Annotated in this window: 10 protein-coding genes; 3 read left to right on the top strand and 7 right to left on the bottom strand. The window is 58.5% G+C overall.

Annotated elements, in window-relative coordinates:
- The first annotated feature begins 97 nt into the window (after positions 1–97).
- Complete coding sequence (gene msrA, locus ACYZT8_RS01990; RefSeq protein WP_461982348.1) at positions 98–745, top strand: peptide-methionine (S)-S-oxide reductase MsrA; 648 nt, start codon at positions 98–100, stop codon at positions 743–745.
- A 128-nt stretch (positions 746–873) separates the two neighbouring features.
- On the opposite strand, the gene ACYZT8_RS01985 is transcribed toward msrA, so the two are convergent.
- A complete protein-coding gene (locus ACYZT8_RS01985; RefSeq protein ID WP_461978809.1) occupies positions 874–1,713 on the bottom strand; it encodes a 23S rRNA (adenine(2030)-N(6))-methyltransferase RlmJ in 840 nt (279 codons plus the stop codon).
- A 268-nt stretch (positions 1,714–1,981) separates the two neighbouring features.
- On the opposite strand from ACYZT8_RS01985, the gene ACYZT8_RS01980 reads away from it, so the two are divergent.
- Positions 1,982–2,395, top strand: a complete 414-nt coding sequence (locus tag ACYZT8_RS01980; protein ID WP_461978807.1) for a hypothetical protein — start codon at positions 1,982–1,984, stop codon at positions 2,393–2,395.
- 45 nt (positions 2,396–2,440) lie between these two features.
- Here ACYZT8_RS01980 and ACYZT8_RS01975 read toward each other — a convergent pair whose 3' ends face one another.
- The 6 genes from ACYZT8_RS01975 to putP all read right to left on the bottom strand — a co-directional run bounded on the left by ACYZT8_RS01975 (position 2,441) and on the right by putP (position 12,936).
- A complete protein-coding gene (locus ACYZT8_RS01975; protein WP_461978805.1) occupies positions 2,441–2,764 on the bottom strand; it encodes a hypothetical protein in 324 nt (107 codons plus the stop codon).
- A 439-nt stretch (positions 2,765–3,203) separates the two neighbouring features.
- On the bottom strand, positions 3,204–3,554 hold the full coding sequence (locus tag ACYZT8_RS01970) for a hypothetical protein (protein WP_461978803.1): 351 nt from the start codon (positions 3,552–3,554) through the stop codon (positions 3,204–3,206).
- Between the two features lie 2 nt (positions 3,555–3,556).
- Entirely contained in the window at positions 3,557–8,341 is a 4,785-nt protein-coding gene (locus ACYZT8_RS01965; protein ID WP_461978801.1) for an RHS repeat-associated core domain-containing protein, read from the bottom strand.
- Complete coding sequence (locus tag ACYZT8_RS01960) at positions 8,341–9,078, bottom strand: DUF4123 domain-containing protein (protein WP_461978799.1); 738 nt, start codon at positions 9,076–9,078, stop codon at positions 8,341–8,343. The genes ACYZT8_RS01965 and ACYZT8_RS01960 overlap by 1 nt, the downstream gene beginning before the upstream one ends.
- Entirely contained in the window at positions 9,068–11,086 is a 2,019-nt protein-coding gene (locus ACYZT8_RS01955) for a type VI secretion system Vgr family protein (protein ID WP_461978797.1), read from the bottom strand. The genes ACYZT8_RS01960 and ACYZT8_RS01955 overlap by 11 nt, the downstream gene beginning before the upstream one ends.
- Before the next feature lie 365 nt (positions 11,087–11,451).
- On the bottom strand, positions 11,452–12,936 hold the full coding sequence (gene putP, locus ACYZT8_RS01950; protein ID WP_461978795.1) for a sodium/proline symporter PutP: 1,485 nt from the start codon (positions 12,934–12,936) through the stop codon (positions 11,452–11,454).
- A 462-nt stretch (positions 12,937–13,398) separates the two neighbouring features.
- Here putP and putA point away from each other — a divergent pair, with 462 nt between their 5' ends.
- Positions 13,399–17,349 carry a trifunctional transcriptional regulator/proline dehydrogenase/L-glutamate gamma-semialdehyde dehydrogenase gene (gene putA / locus ACYZT8_RS01945; RefSeq protein ID WP_461978793.1) on the top strand — a complete coding sequence of 1,317 codons (3,951 nt, stop codon included), beginning with the start codon at positions 13,399–13,401 and terminating at the stop codon, positions 17,347–17,349.
- The last annotated feature ends 76 nt before the right edge of the window (positions 17,350–17,425 follow it).

The raw sequence follows: 17,425 nt of genomic DNA, 5'->3' as shown, positions 1-17,425 counted from the left end.
CGCTCCCACAGGGGCACACGGGTAGTGCGTAACCAGCCGGCATTGTGCAAACTGCGTGTCTGACAATTTACATTCAACCTGACTGAGGGGACTGATGATGGTCTTGCGCTCGGAAATCCTGGTGAACAAAAACGTGCTCCCTACCAAAGAACAAGCTCTGCCTGGCCGCGAAACTCCAATGACCGTGCCGGAAAAACACTTCGTCCACGACGCCCCGCTGCTGGGCCCGTTTGCGATGGACGTGGATTTCGCGATCTTCGGCCTGGGCTGCTTCTGGGGCGCGGAACGCCGGTTCTGGCAACGTGAAGGCGTGGTCAGTACGGCGGTGGGTTACGCCGGCGGCTTTACGCCGAACCCGACGTACGAAGAAGTCTGCTCCGGCCTGACCGGCCACAGCGAAGTGGTGCTGGTGGTCTACGAGCCGGCAAAAGTCAGCTACGAAGAACTGCTGAAAATGTTCTGGGAATTGCACAACCCGACGCAAGGCATGCGCCAGGGCAACGACATCGGCACCCAGTATCGCTCGGTGATCTATGCGACCAACCCGACCCAGCTAGCAGCCGCCAAGCACAGCGAGCAGGTGTTCCAGGCCGAACTGACCAAGGCTGGCAAAGGCGAAATCACCACTGAAATCGACGAAGCGCCGACGTTCTACTTCGCCGAGGCGTATCACCAGCAGTACCTGGCGAAGAACCCTGAAGGGTATTGCGGGATTGGCGGCACGGGCGTTACCTGCCCGATTTAACCCCGCACTGATCGTTCCCACGCTCTGCGTGGGAATGCCTCGATGGACGCTCTGCGTCCGCTTCGGCAGGGACGCGGAGCGTCCCGGGCTGCATTCCCACGCGGAGCGTGGGAACGATCAATCAGCCATCAACTCTCAGCAATCAACCAATCCATCTGCCACCCACCCTGAGTCTGCCCAAGCTTCTTGGACAACCACGGCAGCAACTCACGCAACTCTTCTTCCAGCCCCCACGGCGGATTCGCAATCGCCAACCCCGACCCGTTCAGACTGTTCGGCGTATCCAGCGGATGCACCAGCAACTCCACACGCAACAACTTCGGCGCGCCCGAGCCCGCCAAATCCTGATAAAAACGACGCAACATGCGCTGGTCCTTCACCGGGTACCAGATCGCCGCCACGGTTTGGCGCATCCGGCCAATCGCCTCTTTCAGCGACGCCGCGCAACGCTGCATCTCATCAAGCTGCTCAAACGGCGGATCAATCAACATCACCGCCCGCTTCTCCTGCACCGGCAACATCGCCCGCGGCACATGCCAGCCTTCGCCCAAGTGAACCTTCACCCGACGATCACCAGCCATATTGTCCTTGAGCAACACACCGTCTTCCGGGTGCTTCTCGTTGAGCATCAGCCGATCCTGCGGCCGCGTCAGACGCCGCGCCAGCTCCGGCGACCCCGGGTAATAGCGCAACTGGCCATCCGGGTTCATGTCGTGCAGCACCTTCATGTAGTCGGCGGTCAGCGCCGGCAGATCCGGCTGATCCCACAGACGCGCAATGCCTTCCAGGTACTCACCGGTACGGCTCGCCTGATCGCCCTGCAAGTCATACAGACCAATGCCGGCGTGAGTGTCGAGATAGGCAAACGGCTGCTCCTTGCGCGACATCAGGGCGATGAGGCGGGTCAAAGTCAGGTGTTTGAACACATCGGCGTGATTGCCGGCATGGAAGGCGTGACGATAATTCATGATTGCTCCTGCGAAGGCCGGGAAGTTTACCTTGTACCGAGGCGAACGTCAGGACCTCGCGGCTGAGCGGGCACTCGCAGCCCACAATCCCCAGCCAGACACATCCCCTGTGGCGAGGGGGCTTGCCCCCGTTGGGCTGCGCAGCAGCCCCAAAACCTGCCATCCGGCGATTCCTGACGCCCCAGAGTTCTCGGTCAACCACAAAAGATACTTACCAACTCCCTGACGCTACACTGATCTCAACGTCCGACAGGAAGTCGAAAAACCGATGCGTATTCCAACCATTTCTTTTCTATGCCTGCTGTATTCAGGGTTCGTCGTTTCTAACGAACAACACACCGAAGAAGCACGTCAATCGCTAAAGAACTATGGCCTAAGTCACTGCATCTTGAAGCCATTCAAAGAAAAGTCAGCATTAGAGAAAGACATCAGTCTGACCGCGGGCGCATTCTCATTCATGGGCAAAGGAATGCACACCATTCTTCAAAATGAAGACACGCTTCAGGTACTGCACGACCCCTACAAAGCAACAACTGACTACGTATTAACGGCCTACAAACAGACATCCTCGACCAGCAAGCAATCGAGCCAACAAATGGTGTTTTATGGGTGTTTGGAAGTTTACAACTCAGTGGCATTCGACCGTTTCATCAAGACTCAAGACCGGTTTATCTCCGAGTAACGTCTGCGGCGAGGGAGCCTCCGTCGCCACAGAATCAACTAGACGCTACTCCGAAGGCCGCGCCCTCAGCCGTCGCCCCACCACGTCTAGCACATCACACCCATCCCGCAACGGAATAGCACACAGCAATGCGAAATCACTAAGAATGAAAGATTCACACTCAACAGAACCGCGCATCGACATGTTCTCAAGCACCTGCGTGACAGCGCGAATTCGATAGCTGGCAGCGTCATATAAAACATCGAGCGGCGCGTGGGTATCGACGAACAGCGTGGGCATGTCGTTGCAGTTGCTGGTGAGGGCCATGAAGCGGCTGTTGGGGTGGGGGATTGGTTTTTCGTAGGGTGGATCTGGCGTTAGCGTCGTCATTTGTAAATTCCATGAGTATGAAAATGAGCTGCCAAACGCCCCCTCCTACAGGTTTGGGTGGCAGCCATGCGCAGGAGTAGGAGTACCGATCACTCATGAACCTCGGCCACGCCGAAGCGTGTCCCGCGCACAGCCGCCGCAAACGGTCATATGGACACGAGTTAAGTGCCGCAATCAAACGACAGAGCTGTTGCATCATGAGAGAGGGCTCCTACACCCTGCCACCACTTACGCGGTGACAGCCAAAGACTATCCCTGCAACCCATCGCCCACCAGTTCATGGAAGCCGCCACAACTTGAAGGAAACTTCCGATGAGCTTGCCCGGAAATTTCGTAGTAGTTCCGTGAACTTTAAACAACACTTAAACATTATCCAGCATTGTCAATTGGCATCAAAAAAAACGGGACGGATTTATTTATTTTAGAACCGCATAGTTTTTTATTTCATTTCAGCCTGATATCGCAACAGGCATTCCAGAAGGACCTGCATAAATTTCCGTCGATCTTCAACCTCATCATCAAAATAAGTTGTCAATTTATCAAAAACAGAATCAAAGCTCTCCTCCAATCCCAAATAATAATACAATGTATCGATATACCACTCGCGATCACTGTCACTATAGGCAGTGAATTCTGGCCTCATCAGCATATCGAACAACTCAGCGAGCTCCGCCTCATCATTAACGTTTTTAGAAACTATTATCTCTTCTCTTTCAACGTCATCAACATTATCAATGTCGAATAGAAAAAGCAGGCCGCGCAAGATAGAAAGCTTAGGATGGCGTTTCATATTCAAAAATCCGCATAAGTTGTTATAGGAGCACCGGTTCTATCTAGTATGGCGACTGCGTCTGTTTGTTTGCCATAGACCAAACCATCTCGTTTGTACCCCTCGCCTATTTGCTTACCCATGCCCATTGGCTCTTTAGATGCAGCATGACCATTACGCCTGAATATTAGCTGAGCACGGTGAATAGCGTTCAACTGATCTCTATAACTAATAAAACGTGTCGCAGCACTAGGGATCTTTGGCTGACCAGTCTTTCTCCCGCTTGTGTATCTTTCAATAACTCCCGTTGTAGGGTTTCGTCCGGTCATTACTCGCTCACGTTGCGACGCCAAACTAGTTTGCTTGCCATGTTTTTCTAGAAAATGAGCACCTGGAGTGGCCCTTTCCATCTCATCTAAACGTCGATATGCATTCGCTTCCGCTAGCTCATCGATACGCGCTCTTCGCTGATCCCCCGTCAACTTCGGCAGTGCCGGCTCACCCTCATCAACCTTAACGCCAGTCGCGTCATCCGGCGCCTCACACCCAGCCTTACCCGACTGCGGACAACTCCCGCTCAACCCCAACGGATCAACCCACCCCGTCGGATTCGGCGTGTACTGATACTGGTTCAGCCCACCCGCCAACTTCACGGGGTCCGGCGTCAGATACCGTCCAACCTCCGGATCATAGTACCGATGCCGGTTGTAGTGCAGGCCGCTTTCGGCATCAAAGTACTGCCCCTGAAACCGCAACGGCTGCTCAAGCTGCTCACCCCCGCCGAAGGCCAACCCAGTGACTTTGCCATAGGCGTTGTACTTCGCCGACCAGACGATCTCGCCACCAAAATCGGTCAATTCCTGCGGTGTGCCGAGGTGGTCGAGTTGGTAGTAGAACGGGCAGGACTTGCGCGGGCCTTTGCCGTCGAGCATCGCCAGGGGGCGGAAGGTGCCGGGTTCGTAGACGTAGCTGCGGTAGTGCTCGCGGCTGCTTTCGGCGATGAGGTTGTCGCCTTGCCAGAAGAACTCGGTGGTTTTGCCGTCGACGGTTTTGGCGATGCGGCGGCCGAAGGCGTCGTATCGATAACTCGCGCAACGTCCGTTTGGCATCGTGACGATAACCAAGCGGTGCTGGCAGTCGTAGCGGTATTCGGTGATAAGTTTTTGCGCGGTGCCGCGGCGTTCACGAACCAAATTGCCGAAGGCGTCGTAGTCGTAGTCGTAGTGCCGGTCGCCCTGCATCAGCAGGCGATTACCTTTAACGGTCGCCAAACCGGGTCGATCCTGCATCAGCAGGTTGCCGGCGGGGTCGTGGGCGAAGGTTTCCGGTGGGTCGTCGCGGGTGTGGCGGACTCGGGTCAGGCGGTTGAGCGGGTCGTAGTAATAGCTGCGTTGGCCGTGGCGGCTGTCGGCGATGGTCGCGAGGTTGCCGTTGACCGCGTAGCCGTAATGGCGCATGTACAGCGGTCGGGTTTGCTGGTTGATCGCGTGGGCTTGTAGTCGGCCTTGTTCGTCGTAGTGGTATTGGCTGGTGAGTTGGCCTTGCTGGCGTTGTTGTTCGCGGCCGAAGGCAAATTGGTGGGTGGTGAGCCGCGCGCCGTTGAGGTCGATGGCGGTCAGCGCGCCGCCCTTGGCGTGGTGGTAATCGAGCTTGCTGCCGTCCGGCAGGCGCAGGCGGTTGAGCTGGCCGCAGGCGTCGTAGCCATAACGCAACGTGCCCCAACCTTGATGCTCGGTGATCAGCCGGTCTTGTTGGTCGTACTCGAATTCCAGCGGATGGTCGTGGCCATCGTCGACACCGATCAGCCGACCGAGGCTGTCGTAGCGGTATTCGACCTTGATGCCGTCGGGTAGCGTTTTGATCAGCAGGCGGCCGGCGGTATCGCGCTCGTACTGCGTGACGAGCTGCGAACCGTCATCGCCGAACTCGGTTTTTTCCAGCAGATGGCCGTTGAGGTCGTAGGCGTACGCAGTGCGTTGGCCGTCGAAGCCGGTTTCTTGTCGGATCAATCCACCGGGCGTGTAGTCCAGCTGATACTTTTCGCCGGATTCGTTTTCAATTTCCGTGAGCAACAGCTGCGCGTTGTCGTAGCGATACTTCAGCTGGGTGCCGTCGGCGTTAAGGCGACGGCTGACCAGATGCAAATCGTCGAGGTATTCGTAGCGCGTAACGCGGCCCAGTTCGTCGCGTTCGGCGGTGATCTTGCCGTAGGCGTTGTAGCTGTAACCGCGAACGGCTCCGGCCGGCAGCGTCGTCTGGATCAGTCGGCCAACGGCATCCCATTGCGACTTGGTGACCGCGCCGTGTTCGTCCTGACGGGTAATCTGCCGCCCCAGCGCATCGTAGGAAAACCGCCTTACACCACCGTCCGGCAGTGTCTCTTCGACCAGTTGCCCCAAGCCATTCCAGACGAACTTGTGCCGACTGCTGTCCGGGTAACGGATCGACAGCAACTGACCTTTTTCGTCGTAGTGATAGTGGGTGATGTGGCCGTCGGGGTCGGTCGCTTCGGTGATGTCACCCTGGGCATTGCGCTGATATTTCCAGACAGCTTTGCCGCGATAACGCGCGTGCAGGAAACCGTTGCGGTACTCGTAGGACGTCGGTTCGTCTTGCGGCAGAATCAGCGCTACCAGCCGTCCGACTTCGTCATAGCGGTATTCGGTGACGGCACCGAGCGGGTCCTGCTCGGCAATCAATCGACCCTGGTCGTCGTAGGCCTTGAGGTGTTCACCGCCATCCAGCTCGACCTTGCGCACCAGCCGCGCCCGCTCGTCGTGGACGTAAACCTCTTCGCTGCCATCGATGTTGTGGACGGTGACGCTGCCCTCGTCATCCCAGGCATACCGCGCGTCCATCTGCGAAAACGACGCCCAGTGGCGAATGCATCGGGCAGCGTTGCCGGACCTTTCCCACTCCCAGAAGAAACTCGCCCCACCGGCCAGTTGTCGCTGGAGAATGACGTGCTGATCGTCGTAGTCGTAGCGCTCGCTTTCGCCAGCGGCGTTGGTGGCTTCGATGAGTCGGGCGCGTTCGTCGTAGCGGTAACAGACCAGTGTTTGCTCGGTCTTCCAGGCTTCTTCGAGGGACGGGGCCGGGACAAAAACCTGATAGTCGACGGCAACCAGATGGCTGCGCTCATAACGCAAGAGCAAGGCGCGGCCGGCACCGTTGTCGAGGCGCTGGATACGGTCCTGGCGGTCGCGGGCGATGCGCAGTCGGTTATCGTAAGCGTCGCTGATCGCTGTAAGAAAACCGTTATGAAAGTGGTAGAACCGTGCCTCGTCGCCGGCCTGGGCGAGGATCAGTTCTTCGGGTTCATTGCCGAGGTAAATCGCGGCGCGCGAGAGGCTGTTGTGGATCGCCGGACGCTCGCTGCTCGGTAACGGGAAAGCGGTGCGACGGTTTTCGTGGTCGATCCAGATGACGGTGTCGTCGTCGATTTCCAGCCGATGAGATAACGAATGGCTCCAGCCGAATCCGAGGCCGGCATCGATCTCGGCGGCGCTGGTGCGATAGAGCCGGGTGAAATCGAACGGCAGGATGCCGTCCAGCGAACCGTCGGTGAGGGTCAGCAGTTCTTCGCCGGTGACCATCGATACCGGACATTTGTTGGTGGCGGTTTTATCGACGGAGTCGGCGCTGTCGCCGTTGGGGTTTGTGGCCTGCTTTGAGGCGTCGTCGTGGTGTTCATTTTGCTTGAGCGTGGTGTTGCGTTTGGCATCCCAACGCAATTGCATGCGACCTTTTTTCAGACCCGCAGCTACACCGCGTGCGGCTACTTTTTTGTAGCGATCAACGTAAGTAATGAAGCTGTTGATGATGTTGAAGATGGCTTTGACGAAACCCACAACAGCGTCGACGATTCGGGCGCCATAGTTGGCAAGGCGCATACCCAAATAGGCAATGCCTGCACCTGCACCCGCAAAAGTCAGAACTACCCCGATCAGAATATCGATGAGTAGTTGCACTACGACGGTTGAAACCGCTTCGGCCGTTTTGCCGGCAATTTCGCTGGGGGGCAGCATTTCCAACCAAAGGCTGGCCGTACGCAGCAACAGGCAAAGGGCTGCTTCATCACTGACCAGCAGTTGGACCTTTTCCATCGTTGCCGGGAATTTCTCTGCCAGCTCGGACAGTTGGGCAGCACCGCTACCCAAGCGACCAACGAACTTGCCAGGATCCTGAAGAATGTCCGACAGCAGGCTGATGCTGTCCCACACGCCAATGACAGCAGCCCAACTTCCCGCGAGTATTCCGTTACCAGCGGCAGCAAACGCCGACTGCGACCATTGCGGCTTGAACCCCTCCCACTCCGTGCGCAGCCAACCTTCCAGCTCTGAGGTCAGGCCATCGTAAGAGGCAAAGAGATCCTTGATTTGTGCCGGGGTCACTTCGCTCTGAACATGGACGCGATAGAACTTGCCCGGCGTGCCTTCGAACTGTCCTTTACCATTTTTATCGAGCCTGACAGGCTTGCTTTCACCGCCATCAACGGCAATCACATCAACCGAAATATTCCCCAGTGGAATGTCATAGACCGATTCAAACTTGCTCTCTATCTCCAGAATTCCATTTGCCGGACACTGCGCAACACTCGAGAGAAAATCATCGTCACCACTACTCACCGCCGTCGTGGTATTGCCAAGTTTTACCAGCCGCTCCATGTCCAACAGCGAAGGCATGTCCGCAGCCCGACTTACCTTGTCTGCATTGCGACTCAAGAAGCCGGCAAGTTGCTGGCGATACAAACTCAGCGTGTCTTTAAAACCGTCGAGCTCCTGCTCGATGCGCAAAATCTGATCCATCAGTTCAGCTCCGCCATCAGGTAATCCACCAAGTCTTGTTTCGGTGCTTGAGGCAGATCCGGCGTCTGCAAAAAGATCGCGACCTTGTGGCGCAATACGTGCTCTGAAAGCGCCTCAAAAAGATCAGGACGGTCCTCGCTCAACCACTTCATCAAGTTGTTGATTCGAGTTGTCGTGGATTCGGCGGCGAGGTCTTCAAGCAGCGATTCGGTAACTTCCCACCACGGAAAAACCCTGGAGGTTTTTAACGCACTGCCGCCGATATCGAGCGGCTGCCCATTGATCAAACAGCGATCAATCACCGGCATTAATTGCGTGGCGTTAACGTCGGCGGACTGAAGAATCGGCAGCAAATAACGCCCATCCCAGAAGCGAAAAAACACCGCTTTACCGTTGGGCAATAGCACTTGAGTGAGGCTGCGCAGATGCTCGACCAGCGCTTCTTGAGAAGCAGAAGAAACCGCCAGCCAACCCCAGTCACGGGACTCGGTCGTCGCGACCCACTCCAGAAACTCACTGCCAGCGGCGACGATTCCGACATAGGGCATCACCGGTTCCCACTCGGCGTAGGCCGTGTCGGCCCAGATCGGACTCGGCGCTTGTGCTGTGGTCGCGTGTTGCCAGGCGTTGAACGGCTGCGCAGCACTGGCATTGCCGAAAATCGCAAACAACTGCTCGCCAGGTTTGAGCAGCTGGCGTTCCAGCCAGACGTGGGGTGACAAGCGATCAGGCTGCACAGACACCGTCCTTGCAGCGCTCGCATTCTTCGCAGAACGGCGCGTCGCTTTGCAGACTCATGATCTGTGCGGCGCTCAGCAGCGCTGCTGGTGCGGCGACGAGCTTCAATGGTGTATTAGGCGACACAGGCACAGCGGTCATCGCCGGCATCAGCGCGCCGCCGACCTGAATCGGCACGCTGCTGAAAATCCCGCCGGGACCGATGTTGATCCACTGCCCGCCCGCCTGAATCGTCGCACTGGCACCGCCGTCGATCACCACTTGCTGACCGGCGCTGACATGGAATTGCTGACTGGCGTTGAGCGCCTGACTGTTCACGCGGATGTGCCGATCACCCATCACCACCAAGTGATCGTCGAGCTTCACTTCGGCCTGGCGTTGACCGTGGGTAATGCGCTGCTCGTCGGCCTTCAATTCATGGCGAGCGGTGCCGGTGACGACGATGCTGCGGGCGTTATCGACCTGCACCTGTTGATCATTCAACACATGCTGAGTCCAGTTTCGCTGGGCGCGCAGGTAGATTTCCTCGGCGCCTTTGCGATCCTCGATGCGCAATTCGTTGTAACCGCCGCCACCTGGACTACTTTGGCTGCGGAAAATGCTGCGGGTCTTGTCGGCAGGCAGATCCAGCGGCACCGGCGTTGCCGCGTTTGGCAGGCAACCCATCACCAGCGGCTTGTCGGCATCGGCGTCGATGAAACCCACCAGCACTTCCATGCCGACTCGCGGGATCAGCACGCTGCCGTAATGGTCGTGGGCCCAGCCCGTGGCGACCCGCAACCAGCAACTGGAATGTTCGTTGAGCTGACCGTCGCGGTCCCAGGCAAGCTGAACCTTGACCCGACCGTACTCGTCGCAATGGATTTCGCTGTCGACCGGCCCGGTAACCACAGCCGGTTGGTAGCCGAGCATCCGTGGCTTTTCCGGCCCCAGGGGTGGACGAAACGAAACGTCCCACGGCGTCGCCAGAAAGGTATTGCGGTAGCCCTGGAAATCATCCGGGTCGTCGCTGGTGGCGGACTCTTCCAGCACTTGCGGCTGTCGGCCACGGTGTTCGATTGCGGTGATCAGCCACAGGTCGTTCCACGCCTGACGCGGATGCTCGGCGAGGTGCAGGAAATGTCCGCAGACCAACGCAGAATCGTCGCCGCGACCTTCCGCCTGACGGAAGTCCGCGGTGTGCCGCTCCAGCGCTCGTTGCGTCAGCTGTTTGCCATGCTCGCGATCAGTGAACTGGCCGGGGAAGTGATAATCCTCCAGCACCGGGCGCTGTTCGCTGTCGGCACGGCTTTCAAGGGAAAGGCGCGGTTTCTGGAAGTCGTAATCGCGTCGGGTGACCGCCGTGGTCCGGGTCTCCAGCCGCACGTTGAATCGCTTGATGGCCGGCGCATCCGCCGCCATGCCACTGCCCGGCAGGTACAGCGTCGGCTCGTGCAGACGCGGGAACACCGTTTGGTCATCGCCGAACACCAGCAGATGCCCGTCAGGGCTGTGCTGGAAGTGGTAATGAATGCCGATTTCGGCACACAGCCGCTGGATAAACGCTAGGTCGCTTTCGGCGTACTGCACGCAGTACTCGCGCGGTGAGTAGTCGCTGCCGAGTTGAAATTCGAATGCATCGCGCTGGATGCCATGGTCCTTGAGGACCTGCGCGATGATCGCCGGCACACTTTTGTGCTGGAAGATCCGCTGGTTGATGCGCTGACCGAGGTAGGCCAGCCGCGGTACGAGACTGATTTGGTAGCCCGTCAGACGTTTCCCGGAGTCGCTTTGACCGACGCGAAAGATCTGACCGTGTATGCCGCAACCTTGCGCATCGAAACTCAGAAAGGCCTGACGATGCAGCAGACTTTCGAGCTCAATGTCCGGCCGTTCGCTGACCAGTTCCAGGTCAAAGCGGTAGGGTTGGCTGATGGCTTCCGTGCCCGTGAACTCAAGCACCTTGAGCTCATTCTGGACGCCGTCGATCGTCAACGTGAAACGCGGTTGATTGGCAGGAGCGAACATCCGATGTGTCTCTGCAGAATGAAGGCGGGCGATTCTGCATGAGCGACAAGGGGTGTTGAGGGAGGGACAGGAAAATCAGATTTGCCCTACTTTTTTAGAGATTTATCCTTCAACAATAAGTGTGTTTGGCTACAGACATCTCCTTCAAAACCACCACCAAACCCTGTGGGAGCGAGCTTGCTCGCGATGGCGTCGGGTCAATCGACATTGATGCTGAATGATCTACCGCTATCGCGAGCAAGCTCGCTCCCACAGGGTACGCACCGTGATTCGAGATTTGTGTAGGCCAAAAAAACGGCCCGCCTCCAAATGGAAGCGGGCCGTTTTCATGTTCGGCGAAAGGTCAGAGCCTTAGCTCATCCCGATCACTTGTTCAGGCGGAAATCAGCCTCGGCAGCAGCGAAACGCTGAAGCATGCCGTGAGTCGGCGCGCCCAGTTTGCTGACGAAGTAGATCGCCAAGCTGGCGAAGATGAAACCAGGGATGATTTCGTACAGGCCCAGCAGCTCGAAGTGTTTCCACACGATCACGGTGATCGCGCCGACCAGGATGCCGGCCAGTGCGCCGTTGCGGGTCATGTCTTTCCAGATCACGGAGATCAGGACAACCGGACCGAACGCAGCACCGAAACCGGCCCAGGCGTAGCTGACCAGACCCAGTACGCGGTTTTCCGGGTTGGCAGCCAACGCGATGGCGATCAGGGCAACCAGCAGCACCATGGCGCGGCCGACCCAGACCAGTTCAACCTGGGAAGCGGTTTTACGCAGGAAGGTTTTGTAGAAGTCTTCGGTCAGGGCGCTCGAGCACACCAGCAACTGGCAGCTCAGGGTGCTCATTACTGCCGCCAGAATGGCCGACAGCAGTACACCGGCGATCCATGGGTTGAACAGGATTTTGGCCAGTTCGATGAACACGCGTTCGTGGTTTTCGGTCACAGGACCGGCCACTTCAGGGTGCGCCGAGAAGTAGGCGATGCCGAAGAAACCTACCGCGACGGTGCCGCCCAGGCACAGGATCATCCAGGTCATGGAGATACGGCGAGCGTTAGCAATCGACTTGACCGAATCCGCCGCCATGAAACGCGCGAGGATGTGCGGCTGGCCGAAGTAGCCCAGGCCCCAGCCCATCAACGAGATGATGCCGATGAAGGTGGTGTTTTTCAGCATGTCGAAGTTGCTGGCATCTTGCGCTTCGATGGCCAGGAACGTGGTGTCGACGCCGCCAGTGGCCAGCAGCACGATGATCGGTGTCAGCAACAGGGCGAAGATCATCAGCGTGGCTTGTACGGTGTCAGTCCAGCTCACTGCCAGGAAACCGCCGACGAAGGTGTAGGCAATCGTCGCCGCAGCACCGGCCCACAGCGCAGTCTCGTAGGACATGCCGAAGGTGCTTTCGAACAGACGGGCACCGGCCACGATGCCGGAGGCGCAGTAGATGGTGAAGAACACCAGGATCACCACGGCAGAGATGATCCGCAGCAGGCCGCTTTTGTCTTCGAAACGGCTGGAGAAGTAATCCGGCAGGGTCAGGGCATCGCCGTTGTGCTCGGTCTGCACACGCAGACGGCCGGCGACGAACAGCCAGTTCAGGTAAGCACCGACGATCAGGCCGATGGCGATCCAGCTTTCGGACAGACCGGACATGTAGATGGCGCCCGGCAGGCCCATCAACAACCAGCCACTCATGTCGGAAGCGCCGGCGGACAATGCAGTCACGACGCTGCCCAGGCTGCGACCGCCCAGAATGTAGTCAGAAAGGTTATTGGTGGAGCGATAGGCCATGAAGCCGATCAGCACCATTGCTGCGATGTAGATCACGAACGTGATCAGTGTTGGATTGCTTACGCTCATTAAGTTACGCCCTGGCTTTGTTTTTATGTAGCGGCGGCTGGTGAACCGCGCGCAAACGACGACGTTTGACAGACGATTTCAGGTCCCGCGCATTTATGACTGATGTTTCCCCAGGAAAGCCATCAGCCGGCACACCTGTCTTTTATGACCGGTTGCACCTTGGGCGCGAATGCTATTCAACAAAGCAAATAAGGTGCAACCAGTTTCGTGAGAATAAGTTGCACCTAGTCGGATTTACCTGAAAAAGCCCTGTTTTTGCTCCCTTTTAGGGCAGTCCTTACGGTTTTCTAGAATTAAAAGCACCAAGCAGGAGCGGTACGTTCGTACCGGAATTTATTTCCTGACGAGCTGCTTATTATTCCGACAAAAAAGGGGTTGCACCCGGTTGCACCTCAAAGGTTGCCCAGCTAATCTTGCGGCCAGCTGATGCCACGCGGTCGTGGCAAACATGAGGATAAAAATATGGCTACCACCACCCTTGGGGTCAAACTTGACGACCCGACCCGCGAGCGCCTCAAGGCCGCCGCGACCTCGATTGATCGCACGCCGCACTGGCTGATCAAGCAGGCAATTTTCAATTACCTGGAAAAACTCGAGGGTGGTGCAACCCTGACCGAGCTGAGCGGTTTGACCAAGGATTCCGACGACATCGTCGATGCGCCTCTGGATCACGCCCACCAGTGCTTCCTCGAATTCGCCGAAAGCATCCTGCCGCAATCGGTACTGCGCGCCTCGATCACCGCCGCCTACCGTCGCCCTGAGCCGGAAGTGGTGCCGATGCTGATCGAACAGGCGCGTCTGCCTGCTGCGATGGCCGAAGCCACCAACAAGCTCGCCTCCTCGATTGCCGAGAAACTGCGCAATCAGAAGAGCGCCGGCGGCCGTGCCGGAATTGTTCAGGGGCTGTTGCAGGAATTTTCCCTGTCGTCCCAGGAAGGCGTAGCGCTGATGTGCCTCGCCGAAGCGCTGCTTCGCATCCCGGACAAGGGCACCCGTGACGCGCTGATCCGCGACAAGATCAGCACCGGTAACTGGCACCCGCACTTGGGCAACAGCCCGTCGCTGTTCGTCAACGCCGCGACCTGGGGCTTGTTGCTGACCGGCAAACTGGTCGCCACCCATAATGAAGCAGGTTTGACGTCGTCCCTGAGCCGCATCATCGGCAAGAGCGGCGAGCCGATGATCCGCAAGGGCGTCGACATGGCCATGCGCCTGATGGGCGAGCAGTTCGTTACCGGCGAAACCATCGCCGAAGCCCTGGCCAACGCCAGCAAGTTCGAAGCCAAGGGCTTCCGCTACTCCTACGACATGCTCGGTGAAGCGGCACTGACCGAGCACGACGCGCAGAAGTACCTGGCCTCGTACGAACAAGCTATCCACTCGATCGGCAAAGCGTCCCACGGTCGCGGGATTTATGAAGGCCCGGGCATTTCGATCAAGCTGTCCGCCTTGCACCCGCGTTACAGCCGCGCACAGTACGAGCGCGTGATGGACGAGCTGTACCCGCGCCTGCTGTCGCTGACCTTGCTGGCCAAGCAATACGACATCGGCCTGAACATCGACGCCGAAGAAGCCGACCGCCTCGAGCTGTCGCTGGATCTGCTGGAGCGCCTGTGCTTCGAGCCGCAACTGACCGGATGGAACGGCATCGGCTTCGTAATTCAGGCTTATCAAAAGCGTTGCCCGTATGTGATCGATTACGTGATCGACCTGGCTCGCCGCAGCCGTCATCGCCTGATGATTCGCCTGGTGAAAGGCGCGTACTGGGACAGCGAGATCAAGCGCGCCCAGGTCGAAGGCCTGGAAGGCTATCCGGTCTACACCCGCAAGGTGTACACCGACGTTTCCTACATCGCCTGCGCCCGCAAACTGCTCTCGGTGCCGGAAGTCATCTATCCGCAGTTCGCCACGCACAACGCCCACACCCTGTCGGCCATTTACCACATCGCCGGTCAGAACTATTACCCCGGTCAGTACGAGTTCCAGTGCCTGCACGGCATGGGTGAACCGCTGTACGAACAGGTTGTAGGCAAAGTTTCCGAAGGTAAGTTGAACCGTCCGTGCCGCGTGTACGCACCGGTCGGTACTCACGAAACACTGCTGGCGTACCTGGTACGTCGTCTGCTGGAAAACGGTGCGAACACCTCGTTCGTCAACCGTATCGCCGACCAATCCATCTCGATCCAGGAGCTGGTGGCCGATCCAGTGGCCAGCATCGAGCAGATGGCGACGCTGGAAGGCGGCTTCGGCCTGCCGCACCCGCGTATCCCGCTGCCGCGTGATCTTTATGGTGCCGAGCGCGCCAACTCCAGCGGCATCGACATGGCCAACGAACATCGTCTGGCTTCCTTGTCCTGCGCCCTGCTGGCCACTGCTCACAACCACTGGAAAGCCGCGCCGATGCTCGGCTGCGCGTCCAGCACTGAAACCCCTGCGCCGGTCCTCAACCCGTCCGATCTGCGTGACGTGGTTGGCCACGTGCAGGAAGCCACTGTCGAAGACGTCGACAACGCGATCCAGTGCGCTCTGAACGCTGCACCGATCTGGCAGGCCACTCCGCCCGCCGAACGCGCCGCGATTCTGGAACGTGCCGCCGATTTGATGGAAGGCGAAATCCAGCCGCTGATGGGCCTGCTGGCTCGTGAAGCCGGCAAGACCTTCGCCAACGCCATTGCCGAAGTGCGTGAAGCCGTGGACTTCCTGCGTTATTACGCAGTGCAGGCGCGCAACGATTTCACCAACGATGCCCACCGCCCATTGGGTCCAGTGGTCTGCATCAGCCCGTGGAACTTCCCGCTGGCCATCTTCAGTGGTCAGGTCGCTGCAGCATTGGCTGCCGGTAACCCGGTACTGGCCAAGCCTGCGGAACAAACCCCGCTGGTCGCCGCTCAAGCCGTGCGTTTGCTGCTCGAAGCCGGGATTCCGGAAGGCGTGCTGCAACTGCTGCCGGGCCGTGGCGAAACCGTCGGCGCCCGCCTGGTCGGCGACGATCGGGTCAAAGGTGTGATGTTCACCGGCTCCACCGAAGTTGCTCGTCTGCTGCAACGCAACGTCGCCGGTCGCCTGGATGCACAGGGTCGTCCGATTCCGCTGATCGCCGAAACCGGCGGCCAGAACGCGATGATCGTCGACTCCTCGGCACTGACTGAACAGGTTGTGATCGACGTGGTGTCGTCGGCTTTCGACAGCGCCGGTCAACGTTGCTCGGCTCTGCGCGTCTTGTGCTTGCAGGAAGATTCCGCTGACCGTGTCATCGAAATGCTCAAGGGCGCCATGGCTGAATGCCGTCTCGGCAACCCTGAGCGTCTGTCCGTGGACATCGGCCCGGTAATCGACGCCGAAGCCAAGGCGGGCATCGAGAAGCACATCCAGGCCATGCGCGACAAAGGTCGCAATGTGTATCAGGTGGCAATCGCCAACAGCGAAGAAGTCAAACGCGGCACCTTCGTGATGCCGACCCTGATCGAACTGGAAAGCTTCGACGAGCTGCAACGGGAGATCTTCGGCCCGGTGCTGCACGTGGTTCGCTACAAGCGCAAAGACATCGATCAACTGATCGGTCAGATCAACGCTTCCGGCTACGGCCTGACGCTGGGTGTGCACACCCGGATCGACGAAACCATCGCCAAGGTGATCGACAACGTCAACGCCGGTAACGTCTACGTGAACCGCAACATCGTGGGTGCAGTGGTTGGCGTGCAGCCGTTCGGCGGCGAAGGCCTGTCGGGCACAGGTCCGAAGGCTGGTGGTCCGCTGTACCTGTACCGTCTGCTGTCGACACGTCCTACCGATGCGATCGAACAATCCTTCGCTCGCGGCGATGCCATCGCAGCGCCGGACGTTCGTCTGCGTGATGCCATGAGCAAACCGCTGACCGCGCTGAAAGCCTGGGCCGACAGCAACAAGTTTGCTGACCTGAGCACCCTGTGTGTGCAGTTCGCGGCGCAGTCGCAAAGCGGCATCACCCGTGTCCTCGCCGGCCCGACCGGCGAGCGCAACAGCTACGCCATCCTGCCGCGTGAACACGTGCTGTGCCTGGCGGAAGTCGAAGGCGATCTGCTGACTCAACTGGCGGCAGTGTTGGCCGTCGGCGGTTCGGCGGTTTGGCCGGAAGCTGAATTGACCAAGGCACTGTTCGCACGTCTGCCGAAGGACATTCAGGCGAAGATCAAACTGGTTGCCGACTGGAACAAGGACGAAGTGGTGTTTGATGCGGTTCTGCATCATGGCCATTCCGACCAGCTGCGTGCGGTATGCCAGCAAGTTGCCAAGCGTGCCGGGGCGATTGTTGGGGTTCATGGTCTGTCGCAAGGCGAAACCAGCATTGCGCTGGAGCGTCTGGTGATCGAGCGGGCGTTGAGCGTCAACACCGCTGCGGCGGGTGGTAATGCCAGCTTGATGACGATCGGCTAAACGCAAATAAGACCGGGCGCCCGCAATAGGTGCCCGGTCTGCAATATCCCCTGTGGGAGCGGGCTTGCCCGCGATA

Source organism: Pseudomonas sp. LB3P93, assembly GCF_054898025.1.
The sequence above is the reverse complement of the archived record's forward strand: the minus strand, read 5'-3'. Positions and strand labels throughout refer to the sequence as shown.

What these genes read in the sequence shown, in the direction of transcription:
- msrA (WP_461982348.1), top strand. Translation starts at nt 98, where the DNA reads ATGGTCTTGCGCTCGGAAATCCTGGTGAACAAAAACGTGCTCCCTACC.
- ACYZT8_RS01985 (WP_461978809.1), bottom strand. Translation starts at nt 1,713, where the DNA reads ATGAATTATCGTCACGCCTTCCATGCCGGCAATCACGCCGATGTGTTC.
- ACYZT8_RS01980 (WP_461978807.1), top strand. Translation starts at nt 1,982, where the DNA reads ATGCGTATTCCAACCATTTCTTTTCTATGCCTGCTGTATTCAGGGTTC.
- ACYZT8_RS01975 (WP_461978805.1), bottom strand. Translation starts at nt 2,764, where the DNA reads ATGACGACGCTAACGCCAGATCCACCCTACGAAAAACCAATCCCCCAC.
- ACYZT8_RS01970 (WP_461978803.1), bottom strand. Translation starts at nt 3,554, where the DNA reads ATGAAACGCCATCCTAAGCTTTCTATCTTGCGCGGCCTGCTTTTTCTA.
- ACYZT8_RS01965 (WP_461978801.1), bottom strand. Translation starts at nt 8,341, where the DNA reads ATGGATCAGATTTTGCGCATCGAGCAGGAGCTCGACGGTTTTAAAGAC.
- ACYZT8_RS01955 (WP_461978797.1), bottom strand. Translation starts at nt 11,086, where the DNA reads ATGTTCGCTCCTGCCAATCAACCGCGTTTCACGTTGACGATCGACGGC.
- putP (WP_461978795.1), bottom strand. Translation starts at nt 12,936, where the DNA reads ATGAGCGTAAGCAATCCAACACTGATCACGTTCGTGATCTACATCGCA.
- putA (WP_461978793.1), top strand. Translation starts at nt 13,399, where the DNA reads ATGGCTACCACCACCCTTGGGGTCAAACTTGACGACCCGACCCGCGAG.